Source organism: Streptomyces sp. NPDC046303 (assembly GCF_055588085.1).
In genome coordinates, this window is sequence record NZ_JBVJFA010000015.1 from 179,776 (window position 1) to 196,896 (window position 17,121).

Consider the following 17,121-nt stretch of genomic DNA (forward strand, 5'->3'; position numbering starts at 1 on the left):
TTACCTATGGCACCGGCCGGTCCGGTCGCCATGGGTCCGCGTGATGCTCGCTTGAGCCGCTGACTTCCCAGAGCGCCCCGGTCCGACAGGACCGGGGCGCTCTGGCGTTCCGCGGACCTGTCGGACACCACCCGACAGGAGACGAAGACCATGACCATGATCACCGCCACCGCCGCCACCACCCCCGAGCAGCTCATCGCCGACTCCCGCGAGCGCATCGACGCCATCGACGACCGGATCATCGGTCTGATCCAGGAGCGCATGGCCGTCTCCACGGTCATCCAGGAGGCGCGGATCTCCTCCGGCGGCCGGCGGGTGCACCTGTCCCGCGAGATGGAGGTGCTCTCGCATTGGAGCGACGCCCTCGGAAAGCCCGGTACCGCCCTCGCCATGACCCTGCTGGAGCTGTGCCGGGGCCGCGTGTGACGGCTGTTCGTCACCCGTCCGGACCGTGACCGCCCCCGGGGCCCTTCGTTGGTGTGGTTGTCCGCGCCAGCCAGGCGCGGGACCGCACCACCACGCGTGGCTCCGCCGGAGCGTTGAGGCGCACTCCCCGTGGGCGTGCGTCGTGGGACCTCGCTCCCTCGCGTGACCGGACGGCAGGGGACAGCAGCCCGGTCACCCCACAAGGACGGCCGGCCCGGGGGACGCCCCGGGCCGGCCGTTCTTCACTGTCTGCGGCGTTACGCGCGGCCCGTGGCGCGGCGGCGGTACGCCAGGAACAGCGCGCCACCGGCGGCGACGAACACCGCGCCGCCGATCAGGAGCGGCCCGGCGGTGCTGCCGGTGCTCGCGAGGCCGCCGTTCGGCTGGGCGCCCGCTCCCGTGCTCGCGCCGGTGCTCGGCGTGGCCGACGGGGTCGTGGAGGCCCCCGGCGCGGGGCTGCCGGTGGTCTGGCCCGGGGCCGGCGTGGCGCCGCCGTCCTTGGCGTTGATCACGAAGGCGGCCTTGTTGTTGGCGTGGTTCGGGTCCCAGTCCTGCGGTGTGGTGCCCTCCGGGGTCCACTGGCCGACCGAGACGGAGCCGGTGGCGTCCGCCACGACCTTCTCGATCTTCAGCTCGAACGCGTAGGAGGGCTTCTCCTTCTCGGCCACGACGTGGGTGGTTGCGCAGAAGTAGCGCGGGGCGCCCAGCTTCTGCTCGCGGTGGGTGCCGTCGGCGTTGACCGCCTGGCACCGCTCCGGAGCCTTCGTGACCTTCGCGCCCTGCGGGATCACGATGTCCGTCCGGGCCACGTCCTCACCGGAGCGCAGGTAGGCGACCCACGCCGGGCCCTTGTTCTCGAACCCGAAGTCGGCCTTCACCGTGTCGCCCGCCTTGCCCCGGAGGGACACGGCCCCCGCCACGAAGTCGGCGGTGTTCTTCGTCGAGAAGTCGAACTCCTGCTGGTTGTTCCACGGGTCGATCTCCGCGGACTGCCGGCCGGCCGCCCCGGCCGGCTGCTCCACGACGGTCAGCTTCTTGCCGGTGCTGGGCTTGACGAGCTTCTGTGCGGTCTTCGGCTGGCTGCCGGCCGCGTGCACCGCGTACGTCATCCCGTCGATGAAGGCGTGCGGGGCCGCCTTGAGGGTCAGCGCGTCCTTCACCCGGTATGCGGTGCCCGGCTTGAACTCGCCGTCGATGACGCACACGGCGCTGGACCAGCCCGCGTTCCACGGCCGGCCCGTGCTGTCGTCCTCGGTGTACGAGCAGTTGTCGTACTTCTCGACGAGTCCGATGCCGTGCGTGGTGCGCACCTCCACGGCGACGCCGTTGACGGACTCCGTGCCCTCGTTGCCGAACACGATCGGCAGCGGCTGGGTCTCCCCGGGGGTCAGCTTCGCCTTGAGGCCGGCCGGCTGCATCACCAGGTCGGGGCCGCCGACCTTGACCTTGGTGGTGGTCGGCTTGAAGGTGGCGCCCTCCGCCGTGCCGGTCATCGTCAGGTCGGCGACCGCGCCGGCCTTGCTGTCCTTGGCCGCGGTGAGGTCCAGGGACACCACGTTGCTGCTGTGCGTCCAGATCGCCCAGTCCTTGCAGGTCACCTTCGCGGCGTCGAGGGTGCAGCCGTGGGACTGCTCCTTGTCGAGGGCGACGTCGGCGACGCCCTTGAGCGGGCTCAGGTCGATCGTGAAGGTGCTCAGACGGTCGAAGACGTTCCCGGTCTCGTTCTCGACGCGGAAGTCGACCGAGGTCTTCTGCGGCTGGCCGCCCTGCCCGGGGTGCGGGCGCAGGCCGATGTCCGCCGGGCTGGTGAGGGTGAAGACCGGGTCGGCGGCGTTCGCCGGGGTGGCGGCCAGACCGACGGCCGCCAGGCCTGCCGCCGCCAGCAGGGAGATGCGCTTTTTCATGCACCCCTTGACCACCGGTGCCTGATCGCGGTTGCACACTTCGCTGTGTGATCGACACCACAGCCCGCGGTCGTGGATTCCGGTACAACCATCCGTGGCGACCGCCTGTCACTCATGTACCGCGGTGGGTACCGCGCTCGGAGGGGGAGCGCGGTACCGACCCGGTCATCAGGCCTGGTCCGCGACCTTCGGCGGGACCTCCGGAACCGCCAGGAACGGCAGCCGCAGCGCGCCGAAGGCCTCCTTCGGAACCGCCGGACGGACCGGTTCCACCGCCGCGAGCCGTACGTAGCCCGCGCCCTGCTCCGGCCGCGGGTCCTGCTCGCCCTTGTTCGGCCAGTACGACATCGCCCGCTCGGCCTGCGCCGTGATCGTCAGCGACGGGTTGACGCCGAGGTTCGCGGAGACCGCCGAGCCGTCCACCACCGAGATCCCCGGGTGCCCGTAGAGCCGGTGGTACGGGTCCACCACGCCCTCCTCGGCCGAGGCGCCGATCGGGCAGCCGCCGAGGAAGTGCGCGGTCAGCGGAGTGCCCATCAGTTCGCCGATGTTGCTGCCGGCGAAGCCGTTGATCTCCTCGGCCAGCAGGGTCGCGGCCCGGGTGGCCTCGGGGATCTGGACCGGGTTGGGGGCGCCGTGGCCCTGGCGGGCGGTGAGCAGCCCCTTCCCGAGGCCGCCGGGCTTGAGGTAGGTGGTCAGCGAGTTGTCCAGCGACTGCATGACCAGGCCGATGATGGTCCGCTCCGACCAGCGCCGGTTGGAGAGCGAGCGGAGCAGCTGCACCGGGTGCCTCGCGGTGCGGGCGAACCAGGCGCGCACCCGGTGCTGGGCGTAGGGCACCTGGAGGACCGTCATGAACCCCATGGCGTTGGAGCCCTTGCCGTAGCGCACGGGCTCGATGTGGGTGTCGGCGTTGGGGTGCACCGAGGAGGTGATCGCCACGCCGCGGGTGAAGTCGGCGCGCTGCTCCGTGCCGGGCCCCGCGCCCTGCCGGCGGCGGTAGCGGCGGTCGTCGGTCTGCGCGCCGACCAGGCCCTCGGAGTTGGTCCGGGTCAGATCGCCGAGCCGGTCGGAGATCGCGGGCAGCTCGCCCAGGTCCTTCATCGTGTGCAGCAGGGTCTGGGTGCCGTACGTGCCCGCCGCGACGACCACGTACCGGGCGCGCAGCACCTTCGCCTTCCCCTTGCGGCGGGCGTCGGTGGGGACCGTACGGACCCGGTGGCCGCCCTCGGGGTGTTCGCTGAGCGCGGTGACCGTGGTCATGGGGTGGATGACGGCCCCGGCGCGCTCGGCGAGGTGGAGGTAGTTCTCGGCGAGGGTGTTCTTCGCGCCGTGCCGGCAGCCGGTCATGCACTCGCCGCATTCGGTGCAGGCCTTGCGGGCGGGGCCGGCGCCGCCGAAGTACGGGTCGGCGACCTCGTCCCCGGGGCGGACCGTGCACCGGCCCTCGGCGTCGTTGCCGTCGCCGAAGAAGACGCCGACCGGGGCCATGTGGAAGGTGTCCGCGACGCCCATCTTCTCGGCGGCCGCCTTGAGGTGGACGTCGGAGGGGGTCATGGTCGGGTTGAGCCGCACGCCGAGCATCCGCTGGGCCTGGTCGTAGTACGGGGCCAGTTCCTCGCGCCAGTCGGTGATGGACGCCCACTGCCGGTCCTCGAAGAAGGCGGCGGGCGGCACGTACAGGGTGTTGGCGTAGTTGAGCGAGCCGCCGCCGACCCCGGCGCCCGCGAGCACCATCACGTTGCCGAGCAGGTGGATGCGCTGGATCCCGTACAGCCCGAGGGCCGGGGCCCACAGGTAGTTCCGCAGGTCCCAGCTGTTCTTGGGCAGGCTGTCGCGGGTGAAGCGGCGCCCGGCCTCCAGGACGCCGACGCGGTAGCCCTTCTCGGTGAGGCGCAGGGCGGAGACCGACCCCCCGAAACCCGACCCGATGACGATGACGTCGTAGTCGTACGGCTCTGACGCGGACTGAGACTCAGACACGTGCTGCCCCTTCAGCGGAGTCGGAGGGCCTTCATGACCTTGAGGCTGCGGGTCATGAACGCCGCGTACTTCTCGTCGTCCATGCCCAGCGACGGCGCCATCGGGAGCAGCCGCTGGTGGGCGACGGTCTGGGCCTCGGTGTACTTGAGGATGCCCTCGGAGCCGTGCCGGCGGCCCAGGCCGGAGTCCTTCATGCCGCCCATGGGCGCCTGGGCGCTGCCGTAGGCCGGGGCGTAGCCCTCGTTGATGTTGACGGTGCCGGTGCGCAGGCGGGCGGCGACGGCGTGGCCGCGGCGGGAGTCCTTGGTCCAGACGCTGGAGTTGAGTCCGTAGGCGGTGGCGTTGGCCTCGGCGATGGCCTGGTCCTCGTCGGTGAAGCGGTAAATGGAGACGACCGGCCCGAAGGTCTCCTCGCCGCACACCGCCATGGGCGCCTCGACGCCGTCGAGGATGGTGGGCTCGTAGAAGAGCGGGCCGATGTCGGGGCGGGCGGTGCCGCCCGCGACGAGGGTGGCGCCCTTGGCGACGGCCTCGTCCACGTGCCGCTGTACGGTCTCCAGCTGGCGCTCGCCGACGAGCGAGCCCATGTCGGCGCCGTACGCGAGGGAGCTGCCCAGGCGCATGGCCTTGGTGCGGGCGGCGAACCGCTCCACGAACGCGTCGGCGATCGAGGCGTGGACGTAGAGCCGCTCGATGGAGATGCACAGCTGGCCGGCGGAGGAGAAGCAGGCGCGGACGGCGCCGGCGGCGGCCTTCTCCACGTCGGCGTCGTGCAGGACGAGCATGGCGTTCTTGCCGCCGAGTTCGAGGGAGACCCCGACGAGGCGGTCGGCCGCGCCCCGGGCGACCTCGCGGCCGGTGCGGGTGGAGCCGGTGAAGGAGACGTAGTCGGCGTGCCGGACGACCTCCGGTCCGACGACGGGGCCCTCGCCGAGGACGATCTGGAAGACCTCGGCGGGCAGTCCGGCCTCGATGAGCAGGTCACGGGCCCACAGGGCGGTCAGCGCGGTCTCGGTGTCGGGTTTCATGACGAGGGCGTTGCCCGCCACGAAGGCGGGCAGGGCGTCGCCGACGGACAGCTCGAGCGGGTAGTTCCAGGGGGCGATCTGGCCGACGACCCCGCGCGGCTGGCGCAGTTCGGTGACCTTGGTGAGGGTGGGCATGGCTCCCGTGTGGCCCTTGGGGCGCAGGTAGGCCGGGGCCTTCCTGCCGTAGTGCCGGGCGGCGACGGCGACCGCCTGGACCTCTTCGTGTGCGTGCAGGCGGGCCTTGCCGGTCTCCAGCTGGATGAGGTCGAGGACCTCGGACTGCCGGGCGAGCACCAGGTCGTGGAAGCGGAGCAGGACCGCGGCCCGCTTGCGTACGGGCACGGCGGCCCAGGCGGGCTGGGCGGCGCGGGCCCGGTCGAAGGCCTCGGCGACGTCCGCGGGGGTGGCCTCGGGCAGTTCCGCCAGCCGGGCCCCGGTGAAGGGGGTGTGGTTGGCGGTGCAGCCGGAGCCGATCACCCCGCGGGTGAGGCGGACGACCAGATCGGGGGTCACCACGTCGGCGGCGGTGCGGGCGCCGGCCGGGGAGGGGGCGACCGGGTTGGTGGGTGCCGGTGCGGTGCGGAGGGGGGCCGGGGCCTGCGAGTCCGTCATGGCGGTGAGCGTATTGCGCCCGGCAGGCTTTGGGTACCCGTGGGTAACCGGATTTTGTCATTTCCGCCAGTGATCGGTGGCAGGATGACGGAATCAGGGCTTCGCGGCGGGCGGCTCCCAGCCGCTGAGCACGATGTCGAACTGCTGCTGGGTCGTGGGCCAGTCGGCGACCGGGCTCGACATGTAGATCGCGTACTCGGTGCCGTCCGGGGCGATGTACATCTGCTCCTTGGCCCGGCGCGGACCGGGGTGGTTCTGCTTCTCGGTCCAGGTGAAGTCCCACAGCGCGGCCCGGGTGCTGTCCCGGAAGGTGTTCTGGTTCAGCCGCACCTTCTTGTAGTCCGTCCGCTTCTGCACCTGCTTCTCCAGGTCGAGCAGGTGCGCGTACGGGTCCCGGTAGTCCGGGGTGGAGTCGGCGGCGATCCGGATGAAGTGCTTTCCGTTGTCCGGGGTGTAGTCGATCTGGTCACCGTTCGCCTGACGTGTCCAGCCGTCCGGGACGAACAGGGTGAAGCCGGCGATGGGATCGGTGATCCTGTTCCAGCCGGCCGGCGGCCCTGCCTGGGACTTCTGGGACTTCGAGTCCTCGCCCGCGCCCTGCCCTTCGGAGGCGCTCGCGTTCTTGTCCGAGCCGCCGCCTATCGCGCTGCCGCTCGTGTACTTCAGGACGCCGAAGACCCCGCCGCCCCCGATCAGCGCCGCCACCAGGGCCACGGCCGCGGCGCGCCTCAGCCGGCCCTCGGCCGGTCTGCCGGAGGGGGACGCGGGCGCGGGCGGCTCCGCCAGCGGGGCCGTCCGGGCGGCGTCCCCGCGCGCGGCCGGGCCCTGCGGCCAGTCATGCGGACGGTCCTCCGGCCGGTCCTGCGCCCGGTCCTGCGGCCGGTCCTGCGCCGGGGCGAGTTCCTCCGAGGTCACCGCGCGCGTGGGCACGTACGCCTGCGCCGCCTTCGGCTCCCGGCCCTCCATCGCCTCCAGCAGCATCCGCTCGGCCTCCACGGCCGACGGCCGCTCGGCCGGATCCTTCTGCAGCAGGGCCGTGATGACCGGCCCCAGCGCGCCGGACTGCTTCAGCGCAGGCGGCTCGTCGTTCACCACGGCCTGCAGGCTGGAGATGGGTGACGTCCGGCGGAACGGCGAACGGGCCTCCACCGCCGTGTAGAGCGTGGCGCCGAGCGACCACAGGTCGGAGGCCGTGCCCGGGGTCCCGCCCGTGACCCGCTCGGGGGCCAGGTAGTCGATGGAGCCGACGATCTCGCCGGTGCGCGTGATGGAGGAGTCCCCCTCGATCGCCGCGATCCCGAAGTCCGTGAGCAGGACCCGGCCGTCCTTGGCCAGCAGCACGTTGCCCGGCTTCACGTCGCGGTGCAGGACGCCGACCGCGTGCGCGGCGCGCAGCGCCCCCAGCACGTGGAGCCCGATCCTGGCCGCTTCGCGGGGCTCGATGCGCCCGGCGGCCTTGGCCGCCTCGGCGAGGGAGGGGCCGTCGATGTACTCCATGACGATCCACGGCCGGTCGTCGTGCTCCAGCACGTCGTGGACGGTCACGACCGCCGGATGCTGGATCCGGGCCGCGGCCCGGGCCTCCTTCTGCGTCCGGGCGTGCATGACGTCCCGGTCGGCCTGGGCGACGTACAGACCGGCCGTCAGTTCCTTGACCGCGACGGTCCTGTGGAGCAGCTCGTCATGCGCGCGCCACACCTTGCCCATGCCGCCCCGGCCGATCGGCTCGATGAGCCGGTACCGGCCCGCCAGCACGGCGCCCCCACCTGTCTGCTGTTCCACGAAACCCCGCCGCTCTCTGCACTTCAGGCCAGATTACGGAGCCCACGGGCGCAGTCGGAACCGACCGGGCGCGGAAAGCCCGCACTGTGACGCAATCGCCGTACTGACCTGTCGTCAGGCGCCTTTCAGCCGCCCGACTTGTAACTCGCCGTGGCTTTTTCGAAGACCTCGGTGACCTTCCCCTGCTCGTCCTCCGGCCCGGTGACCATGACGACGTGGTAGCTGCCGCCGAGCGCGACGACGAAATTGCGGGCGAAGACGTTGCGGCCGGTGCCGTCGATCCACGTGTAGCGGCCGGTGGCCCGAAGCTGCTGGCCGACCTTGGTGGTCTTGACGTCGCCGACGGTGGACCAGGTGGAGGTGCGGTACGGGGTCAGCTCCTGCTCTTTGTCCTTCTGGTAGGCCGCCGGGTCCGGATTGCCCTCGACCTTGTCCCGGCCGGGGACCACGGTCAGCGTGAACTGGCCGCTGGTGTAGCGCACCTGGCCGGCCTCGTTGATGCCGCGGCGCTCCCAGCCGTCGGGGACGACGATCTCGAAGTGCTCCGGGTCCTGTTGGGTGGTGTACCCGGCCGGGGCGGGCGCTGCCGGGGTCGCGGACGCGGCCGGGGGCGGCGCGGCCGTCTGCGGCGCGGGCTTGGACTCGGGGGTTCCGGTGGGCACCTGGGACGGGCTCTGCCGGGACGGGGGCTGCGCGGCGGCGTCCGGGCCCTCGGGGGCGCCGGACCGCGGCATGAACAGCATCGCGTACGCCACGGCCCCGGCGAGCAGGACCAGGATGCCGACGAGCAGGGTCCGGCCGAGGGCGCGGGGCTTGCGGGGGGCCGAGGGATTGCGGTGGCGGCCGTGGAGGTCGCCGCGACGGCGTACGACGGGCAGCCGCGCCGGGTCCGGATCGGGCATCGGGAGCATGGCGAGGCCCGCGTCGGGCTCGGGGGCGGACCGTACGAGCGAGCGCAGCCAGCCGCGGAGCTCCTCGAAGTCCGGGCGCTCGGTCGGGTCCTGACGCAGCAGCGACTCGACGACCGGGCGGAGCGCGCCGCACTCCTCGGCGAAGGCCGGGGGCTCGGCGCAGACCATCTCGACGAGCTCGGCGACGCTGTCCTCGGGGTACGGGGCGTGCCCCTGGACGGCCCGGTACAGCAGCGCGCCGAGCGCCCAGAGGTCGGTGGCGGGCCCGACGGGGGCCGCGAGCTGCCAGGGGCCGGTGACGGGGCGGGCCTGCTCGGGTGACCACCGCTCGGTGACCGCGCCGACGACCGCCATCCGCGTCTGGCGGGCCCGCTCGGCGTCCAGGCCGCTGCGCGGGCCGGCCCAGCCGGCGCCGGTGCCTGGGCCCGTGCCTGCGCCCGTGGCTGTGCCTGTGCCGCCGGGGCCGGTGCCCGTCGGCGGGGCCGGCGCGGCCGGTTCGGCGGCGTCGGCCTGGCGGTAGCCCTGGGGCAGCGCGAGCGGGCCGGGCAGTACGGGCTGCTGCGGGGCCTGTGCTGATGCCTGTGCCGTAGGTGCCGGTGCCGGTGCTGCCGGGGCCGGCTGCGGGTTCTGTGCCGCCTCCGGCCCGGCGGCCCGGCCCGGCTCCGGCTCGGGCGGCGTGAGGGCGGGGCGGCGGGGGGTCGCGCCGTGCCAGGGCGCGCCGGTGCCCGTCTCCGGGCCGCCGTACGGGTACGCGTACCCCTGCGGGACGGTCGAACCCTGCGGCCTCGGCTCCGGCACGACGATGGGGTCGGCCCGGCGCTGCTCGCCGACCTTGGCGGCGGCGGCCCGCGCCCCGGCCCGGTAGGCGGCGATGGCCCCGGCCCGCGCGGCGGCCTTGAGCTCGGGCCGGTCCTCCGGGCGCCCGGGGGTGATGTGGTCGGAGTACCGCGGCCCGGTGTCGTACCCGGGAGCCACCAGCGGCGCGTACCCGGGGTCCGGCCGCCTGGGCTCCGGGCCGGGCCCGTGGCCCGCCGCAGCGCCCGGACGGTCCCGTTCCGGGGCACTGCCGGGTCCCGAACCGCCGCCCGGCCCGCTCTCCGGAGCCGTCTGGGCGTAGGGGCCGCCCCGCCGCGCGTCCGCGCCGGGGGCGTCGAACTCTCCCGGCGGCCAGGCCTCCTGACCCGCCGTGGGCGGAGCCGCCGGCTCGCCCCACCCCGCCCCCTCGCCGGAGGCGTCACCGCCCGGGACGGGGTCGTACCCGCACAGGGCCTCCTCCGCCGCGCCCGCCGCCAGGCCGGTCAGCACGACCCGGCCGTCATCGCAGACCAGTACCGTCCGTACGGTGATGTTCCGGTGGGTCCAGCCGTGCGCGTGCAGGGCCCGCAGCGCGGTCAGCACGTCCGAGGCCACTTCCGCCGCCCGGTAGGGGCTCAGCGGCTCATCGGCGATCAGCGCCGCCAGCGGCCTGGCCGGGACCAGTTCGCTCACTATCCACAGCGACCCGCCCTCGGCGAACACGTCGAAGACCTGGTCCAGCCGCGGGTGGTCGGGCACGGCGGCCGCGGCCTGCGCCGCCTCGATCGCGCGCCGCACGGCCGGCAGGTCGCCCGGAGAGCGGTGCCCGGCCGCCGGGACGGCGCGGTGCCCGTCCAGCAGCTCGGCGTCCACGACCTCCGGCAACGGCACCTGCCGGACCAGGACTTCCTGCCCGCTGCGGGTGTCGAAGGCCCGGGTCTCCACCAGCTCGAACTCGTCCGTCGGCGGCAGCGGCAGACGGTAGCGGTGAGCCAGGATCCGGCCCGCGTAGTCCTCCACATCGCCTCCCCCGAGTGCTGGGGGCACCCCCGTGGCCCCGCTGACACGATACGTCTCCGGGGCCGCCCGCGTCCCGAGGTCAGCCGAGCGTCTGGAAGGTCTCGAAGGCGGTGTTGCGCATCTGGGTGCACTCCGGGCCGTCCCACTGGTCCGCCGCGCAGCTGATCATGATGGCGTAGCCGTGCGTCGCGTCCACCTTGAAGCCGCGGTTGAGCACCCGGACCCGGATGCCGCTCTGCTCCCGCTCGAACTCCCAGTCGGCGACGGTGGGGTAGCCGCGGTAGCTCGTCGGGTTGATCCCGATCAGCCGGTACCCCTTGCTGCTGCCGGCCACGGCGGGGGCCAGCTGGGCCCAGGCGGCGCGGGCGTCGTCGCCGGGGGTGGAGGTGTAGTCGACCTGGATCCGCGGGAAGCCGCCGTCGCGGCTGTATATGCCGCCGGAGTTGTCACCCGCTATGGCCGTCTGGTGGAAACCCTGGGGCATCGCCATGGAGAAGTGGAACCCGGGCTCCGTCACCATCACGTAGCCCGCCGGGAGGCCACTGCCCCCGCCGCCCGGCTGCGCGCCCTGACCCTGGCCCTGCCCTTGGCCCTGCCCTTGGCCCTGACCCTGGCCCTGGCCTGCGCCCGGGGTCTGCTGGCCCTGGCCGCCGCCCGTGGCGGGGTCGCCGCCCCCCGTACCGGCGCCCGGCTCACCGGGCTTGGGCGAGGGCTGGGGGCTCTGCGCGCCGCCGCCCGGCGAGGCGCTCGCGGAGGCGGAGGGGTTGCCCTTGCCGCCCTTGCCCTCGTTCTTGCGGCCGTCGGTGTCGTCGCCGCCGACGGCGTAGGCGATGAGCGAACCGACCGCCGCGAGCACCACGACCACGGCGGCTATCGCGAGCGCGATGGTGCGGCGCGGCATGACGTCGGTGAGCGGGGCCGCCACCGGGGCGGCCTTCTTCGACCGGGGGCCCGGCCCGGGCGCGGACCCGGACTTGGCCGCCGGCGCCTCCGCGGCCGTGGCGGCCGTCGCCGCCGTCGCCGTCGCCGCCGCCGCTGCCGCCTTGCGGGCCGACTTCAGGGCGGCGCGGGCGCGTTCGCGCTGCTCGCGCTCCTTGCGCTCGCGTTCCTTCTTCGCCGCCTTCTCGGCCGCCTTCTCCGCGGCGGCCTTCTCGGCCGCCTCCTTCGCGTCCGCGAGCGATATCTGGCGGGTCTCGTCGGCCGGCGGGGCCGCCACCGGAGCCGGTTCGGGCTCGGGCGCGTTGATGACGGCGTTCAGCATCGCCCGGGCGCGGGCGTCGTCCAGGCGCTGGGCCGGGTCCTTGGCGAGCAGGCCGTAGATGACCTCGGTCAGCGGGCCGGCGTTCTTGGGCGGCTCCACCGGCTCGGTCATGACCGCGGTGAGGGTGGCGAGGGCGGAGCCCTTGTCGTACGGGGGAACGCCCTCGACGGCGGCGTACAGCAGGCCTCCGAGCGACCACATGTCCGCGGGCGGGCCGGGCTTGTGGCCGCGGGCGCGCTCCGGCGAGATGTAGGAGGGGGCGCCGACGAGCATGCCGGTGGAGGTGACGGAGGGGTCGCCCTCCACCTGCGCGATGCCGAAGTCGGTCAGGACGACGCGGCCGCTGGCGGCGATGAGTACGTTGGACGGCTTGACGTCGCGGTGCAGGATGCCCTGCCCGTGCGCGGCGCGCAGCACGTCGAGCACGGCGAGGCCGACCTCGGCGGCGCGGCGCGGGGTGAGGGCGCCGTTCTCCCGGATGAACTCGGCGAGGGAGGGGCCCTCGATGAGCTCCATGACGATCCACGGCCGGGCGTCCTCGTCGACGACGTCGTAGACGGTGACCGCGCCGCCGCTGCGGATCCGGGCGATGGCCTTGGCCTCGCGGAGGGTGCGCGTGATGAGGCGTCGCTTCTCGTCCTCGTCGACGCCGCTGCCGAACCGGAGTTCCTTGACCGCGACCGTCCGGCCCAGGGTTTCGTCCTGGGCGCGCCAGACGGTGCCCATGCCGCCCTTGCCGAGTACGGCCCCCAGCCGGTACCTGCCCGCGAGCAGCCGGCCCTTGTCCTGGCCGTCTCCGGCCGACTTGGCGGCCTCGGCGCGTGCCTTGACCTCGGCGGCCACGGCATCGGCCTTCTCCACCACGGGGTTGACGGGCTTCGCCGGGTCGGCCTTGGCCGCCGCGGGCTTCGCGTCCTCGGGCCCGGCCGCAGCCGCCGACTCGGCAACCACCGCCTGCGCCTTGGCCTCCGCCGCGGACCCGGCGCCGGCGTCCCCCACCGGCTTCGCGTCCTCGACCTCGGCTTCGGCCTCGGCCTCGCCCTTCACCGCAGGCTTCGCGTCCTCGACCTCGGCCTTCGTCAGCCCCGGCTTTTCAGCCGCAGGCTCCGCACCCCCAGCGGGCGCGGCCTCGGCCGACGCAGCCGGAGCCGCAGCCCCCACCTCTTCGGGCTTCGCCGCAGGCGCCCCGTGCTCCGGCTTCGACATGCGTCCCCTCTGCGATCGTGCCGCTGCTCCGCCTGCCCCGGCGGCCGACCAATCCGGCGGCCGAGCGGCCCGGCGGCCGGGGTCCGCGTAACCCGCCCCGGCAGAACCCTCATTGTTCCTCACTCCGCAACGGACGGGAGCCCCGGGTCCGCGGTTCCCCCCTCCGCATCCCGGAGTTACAACGGAACGATGTCGGGCGCCCCCAGCCGCGCCGCGTCCGCCGTCTGGTCGTCCGGCTGGCGTTGTGATTCCCGCTCCGCCTGGACCCGCTTCTCGTAGTGCTCCACTTCTTTCTCGATCTGCTGCTTGTCCCATCCCAGAACCGGTGCCATCAACTCCGCGCACTCCCGCGCCGACCGGGTCCCCCGGTCGAAGGCCTCGATCGAGATCCGAGTCCGCCGCGTCAGCACGTCGTCCAGGTGCCTGGCCCCCTCGTGCGAGGCGGCGTACACGATCTCCGCCCGGAGGTAGTCGTCCGCCCCCGACACCGGCTCACCCAGCCCCGGATCGGCGGCGATCAGGTCCAGCAGTTCCTCCGTGAGGGACCCGTACCGGTTCAACAGGTGCTCCACGCGCACCACGTGAAGCCCCGTCCGGGCCGCCATCCTCGCCCGCCCGTTCCACAGCGCCCGGTACCCCTCCGCACCCACCAGCGGCACGTCCTCCGTGACGCACTCCGCCACCCGCAGGTCCAGCCCGTGCACCGCCTCGTCGACGGCGTCCTTGGCCATGACCCGGTACGTCGTGTACTTGCCGCCCGCCACCACCACCAGCCCCGGCACCGGATGCGCCACCGTGTGCTCGCGCGACAGCTTGCTCGTCGCGTCCGACTCCCCGGCCAGCAGCGGCCGCAGGCCCGCGTACACGCCCTGGACGTCGTCCCGGGTCAGCGGCACCGCCAGGACCGAGTTCACGTGCTCCAGCAGGTAGTCGATGTCGGCGCTCGAGGCCGCGGGGTGCGCCTTGTCCAGGTCCCAGTCGGTGTCCGTGGTCCCCACGATCCAGTGCCGCCCCCACGGGATGACGAACAGCACCGACTTCTCGGTCCGCAGGATCAGCCCGGTGCTCGAGTGGATGCGGTCCTTCGGTACGACCAGGTGGATGCCCTTCGACGCCCGTACGTGGAACTGGCCGCGCTCCCCGATCAGCGCCTGGGTGTCGTCCGTCCACACCCCGGTGGCGTTCACGACCTGCTTCGCGCGGATCTCGTACTCCCCGCCTCCCTCGACGTCCTGGACCCGCGCGCCGACCACCCGTTCGCCCTCGCGCAGGAAGCCGATCACCCTCGCCCGGTTGGCGCAGTGCGCCCCGTACGCCGAGGCCGTCCGCACCAGCGTGGCCACGTACCGCGCGTCGTCCATCTGGGCGTCGTAGTACTGCAGGGCGCCCACCAGGGCGTCCTTGCGCAGTGCGGGGGCCACCCGCAGCGCGCGCTTGCGCGAGAGGTGCCGGTGCACCGGCAGGCCCCGGCCGTGCCCGCTGGAGACCGACATCGCGTCGTACAGCGCCACGCCCGATCCCGCGTACCACCGCTCCCAGCCCTTGTGCTGCAAGGGGTAGAGGAAGGGCACCGGCTTCACCAGGTGCGGCGCGAGGCGCCCCAGCAGCAGGCCGCGCTCCTTCAGCGCCTCCCGCACCAGGGCGAAGTCGAGCATCTCCAGGTACCGCAGGCCGCCGTGGATGAGCTTGCTCGACCTGCTGGAGGTGCCCGACGCCCAGTCACGCGCCTCCACCAGGCCGGTGGACAGTCCTCTGGTCGCCGCGTCGAGGGCGGTGCCGGCGCCCACCACGCCCGCGCCCACGACCAGTACGTCCAGCTCCCGCTCGGCCATCCGGGCGAGCGCCTCGGCGCGCTGCGCCGGTCCCAGTGTCGCTGTCCTCACGGCTGCCTCCCGTTGGTGCGGGTGTTTCCCGCGTCGTGCGGGTGATCCCGCTCACTCCCCGTTTCCTGATTCTGACCGCCCGCACCCACATCAGCCACCGCCTGTGGACAACACAACGGCGACCACCACCCCAGAATGCGACATATCTGTCATATATACGCCTAGTCTGACATTGCGCCAGCTCCTTCCGGGGTTTCCCCGTCCACAGGGCTTGCGCGCGCATCCCCCTCATGTCAGGGAAGGGACGGCACCCCATGCCCGCAGACCTCGCCGTCATCGGACTCGGCCATCTCGGCCTCCCCCTCGCCCAGGCGGCCGTCGCCGCCGGGATCGAGACGGTCGGCTACGACAGCGGTCCGGTCACGGACTCCACCCTCACCGCCGCCGAGATCCGCCGCATGTCGGCGGCCGGCTTCCGGGTCACCACCAACCCCGCCGAGCTCGGCCGGGTCCGTACCGCCGTCATCTGCGCCCCCACCCAGCTCGGCGCCGACCGCGCACTGGACCTGTCCGCCATCGGCGAGGCCGGGCGCGCACTCGCGGCCCGGCTGCGCCCGCACACCACCGTGATCCTCGAATCCGCCGTCCACCCGGGCGTCACCGAGGACTACCTGCGCCCGGTCCTCGAGGCGGGCTCCGGGCTCCGGGCCGGCCGGGACTTCCACCTGGCCTACTCCCCCAGCCGCCTCGACCCGGGCAACCGCACGCACGGCATCTCCAACACCCCCAAGGTGATCGGCGGCCTCACCCCCGCCTGCACGGAGTCCGCGCACGCCTTCTACGCCCGCCTCACCGAGAAGGTGGTCCGCGCCCGCGGCCTGCGCGAGGCCGAGACCGTACAGCTCCTGGAGACCAACTACCGGCACGTCAACATCGCCCTGATGAACGAGATGGCGGTGCTCTGCCACGACCTCGGCGTCGACCTGTGGGACGTCATCCGCTGCGCCGAGACCAAGCCCTACGGCTTCCAGGCGTTCCGCCCCGGCCCGGGGGTCGGCGGCCACGGGGTCCCCCTCGACCCCAACTACCTCCCCCACACCACCCGCACCCCCGGCCACCCCCTGCGCATGGTCGGCCTGGCCCAGGAGATCAACAACCGGATGCCGCAGTACGTCATCCAGCGCTCCGCCACCCTGCTGAACGAGCACGGCAAATCCGCGCGCGGCGCCCGCGTCCTGCTCCTCGGCGTCACCTACAAGCCCGACCTCGCCGACCAGGAGGGCTCCCCGGCGTGCGAGATCGCCAGCCGCCTGCTCGACCTGGGGGCGCTCGTCAGCTACCACGACCCGTACATCACGGGCTGGCGGGTCAGGGACCAGCCGGTCCCGCGGGCGGAATCCCTGTACGAGGCCGCCGCGAACGCGGACCTGACGATCCTGCTCCAGCACCACCGCACCTACGACCTGCAAGGCCTCGCGGTGAAGGCCCAGTTGCTCCTGGACACCCGCGGCGCCAGCCCGGTGGGCGCCGCCCACCGGCTCTGATCCCGGAAAATCCCCCTCACGGACGCCGCCGCGGCCTGCTAGCCTGCGGCGTCACTTATCTCGCACTTACGCCCTCCGGGCGTTCGCATGCCCGAATCCCTGGGGGGGATTTCCCATGAGCCAGAACTTCCAGCCGCCGGCGCCCGACTCCTTCACCGAGGCCCCGGCCGCCCCGGCCCCGGCCCGTACCGGCAACCTCGGCCTGGGCATCGTCGCGGCCGTCGTCGCGGCCCTGGTCGCGGCCGGTGCCTACGGCGGCATCATGAACGCCATCGACCGCGAGATCGGCTACGCCGCGGCCGGTGTCGGCCTGCTCGTCGGCCTCGCCGCCGGCAAGATCGGCGGCCGCAACCCGGTCCTGCCCGTGGTCGCCGCCGTCCTCTCGCTCGGCGCCGTCTACCTCGGCCAGCTCTTCTTCATCGCGCTCGTGCTGGCCGACTACGGCAAGGTCGGCGTGGGCGAGGTCCTCAGCCAGGTGGGCGTCAGCGGCCTGAACGACCTCTGGAAGGAGAGCATGGACGCCATGTCCTTCCTCTTCCTCGCGATCGGCGGCTTCGTCGCCTTCGGCTCCGCGAAGAAGGTCAGCGACTGACCCGGCACCACCGCACGCGCCGGAGGGGGGGGGGGGGGGGGGGGGGGGGGGGGGGTGGGGGGGGGGGGGGGGGGGAGGGGGGGGGGGGGGGGGGGGGGGGGGGGGGGGTTTTTTGGGGGGGGGGGGGGGGGGGGGGGGGGGGGGGGGGGGGGGGGGGGCCCCCCCCCCCCCCCCCCCCCCGACCCCGAGCCACGGCGTCAGGCCGATGAGCAGGGAGCCCAGGCCGAAGGCTAT

General features: G+C 73.6%; 10 protein-coding genes. 3 read left to right on the top strand and 7 right to left on the bottom strand.

The window, feature by feature from the left end; genetic code table 11:
- The first annotated feature begins 117 nt into the window (after positions 1-117).
- A complete protein-coding gene (locus ACZ6I1_RS18225; RefSeq protein WP_469288315.1) occupies positions 118-426 on the top strand; it encodes a chorismate mutase in 309 nt (102 codons plus the stop codon).
- A gap of 257 nt (positions 427-683) precedes the next feature.
- Here the strand turns inward: ACZ6I1_RS18225 and ACZ6I1_RS18230 are convergent, their stop codons facing one another.
- From ACZ6I1_RS18230 to ACZ6I1_RS18260, 7 genes are all read right to left on the bottom strand, one after another.
- The gene (locus ACZ6I1_RS18230) at positions 684-2,330 is read right to left on the bottom strand and encodes a peptidase (protein ID WP_469288273.1); all 1,647 of its coding nucleotides are present in this window, start codon (positions 2,328-2,330) and stop codon (positions 684-686) included.
- Positions 2,331-2,498: 168 nt separating this feature from the next.
- A complete protein-coding gene (locus tag ACZ6I1_RS18235; protein WP_469288274.1) occupies positions 2,499-4,313 on the bottom strand; it encodes a GMC family oxidoreductase N-terminal domain-containing protein in 1,815 nt (604 codons plus the stop codon).
- Between the two features lie 11 nt (positions 4,314-4,324).
- Positions 4,325-5,953, bottom strand: a complete 1,629-nt coding sequence (locus ACZ6I1_RS18240) for a succinic semialdehyde dehydrogenase (RefSeq protein WP_469288276.1) — start codon at positions 5,951-5,953, stop codon at positions 4,325-4,327.
- 93 nt (positions 5,954-6,046) lie between these two features.
- Positions 6,047-7,735 (bottom strand): serine/threonine-protein kinase, encoded by a 1,689-nt coding sequence (locus ACZ6I1_RS18245; protein ID WP_469288277.1) that lies wholly within the window; start codon positions 7,733-7,735, stop codon positions 6,047-6,049.
- A gap of 125 nt (positions 7,736-7,860) precedes the next feature.
- On the bottom strand, positions 7,861-10,461 hold the full coding sequence (locus tag ACZ6I1_RS18250) for a serine/threonine protein kinase (protein ID WP_469288279.1): 2,601 nt from the start codon (positions 10,459-10,461) through the stop codon (positions 7,861-7,863).
- A 79-nt stretch (positions 10,462-10,540) separates the two neighbouring features.
- Positions 10,541-12,928: a serine/threonine-protein kinase gene (locus ACZ6I1_RS18255; protein ID WP_469288281.1), complete on the bottom strand. Its 2,388-nt coding sequence runs from the start codon at positions 12,926-12,928 to the stop codon at positions 10,541-10,543.
- Positions 12,929-13,104: 176 nt separating this feature from the next.
- On the bottom strand, positions 13,105-14,811 hold the full coding sequence (locus ACZ6I1_RS18260; protein ID WP_469288282.1) for a glycerol-3-phosphate dehydrogenase/oxidase: 1,707 nt from the start codon (positions 14,809-14,811) through the stop codon (positions 13,105-13,107).
- A 254-nt stretch (positions 14,812-15,065) separates the two neighbouring features.
- On the opposite strand from ACZ6I1_RS18260, the gene ACZ6I1_RS18265 reads away from it, so the two are divergent.
- Both ACZ6I1_RS18265 and ACZ6I1_RS18270 read left to right on the top strand, forming a co-directional pair.
- Positions 15,066-16,295 carry a nucleotide sugar dehydrogenase gene (locus ACZ6I1_RS18265; protein ID WP_469288283.1) on the top strand — a complete coding sequence of 410 codons (1,230 nt, stop codon included), beginning with the start codon at positions 15,066-15,068 and terminating at the stop codon, positions 16,293-16,295.
- Positions 16,296-16,410: 115 nt separating this feature from the next.
- A complete protein-coding gene (locus ACZ6I1_RS18270) occupies positions 16,411-16,887 on the top strand; it encodes a hypothetical protein (protein ID WP_469288285.1) in 477 nt (158 codons plus the stop codon).
- Positions 16,888-17,121 lie beyond the last annotated feature (234 nt).

Coding starts and splice junctions, on each gene's coding strand:
- ACZ6I1_RS18230 (WP_469288273.1), bottom strand. CDS start 2,330: ATGAAAAAGCGCATCTCCCTGCTGGCGGCGGCAGGCCTGGCGGCCGTC.
- ACZ6I1_RS18240 (WP_469288276.1), bottom strand. CDS start 5,953: ATGACGGACTCGCAGGCCCCGGCCCCCCTCCGCACCGCACCGGCACCC.
- ACZ6I1_RS18255 (WP_469288281.1), bottom strand. CDS start 12,928: ATGTCGAAGCCGGAGCACGGGGCGCCTGCGGCGAAGCCCGAAGAGGTG.
- ACZ6I1_RS18265 (WP_469288283.1), top strand. CDS start 15,066: ATGCCCGCAGACCTCGCCGTCATCGGACTCGGCCATCTCGGCCTCCCC.
- ACZ6I1_RS18270 (WP_469288285.1), top strand. CDS start 16,411: ATGAGCCAGAACTTCCAGCCGCCGGCGCCCGACTCCTTCACCGAGGCC.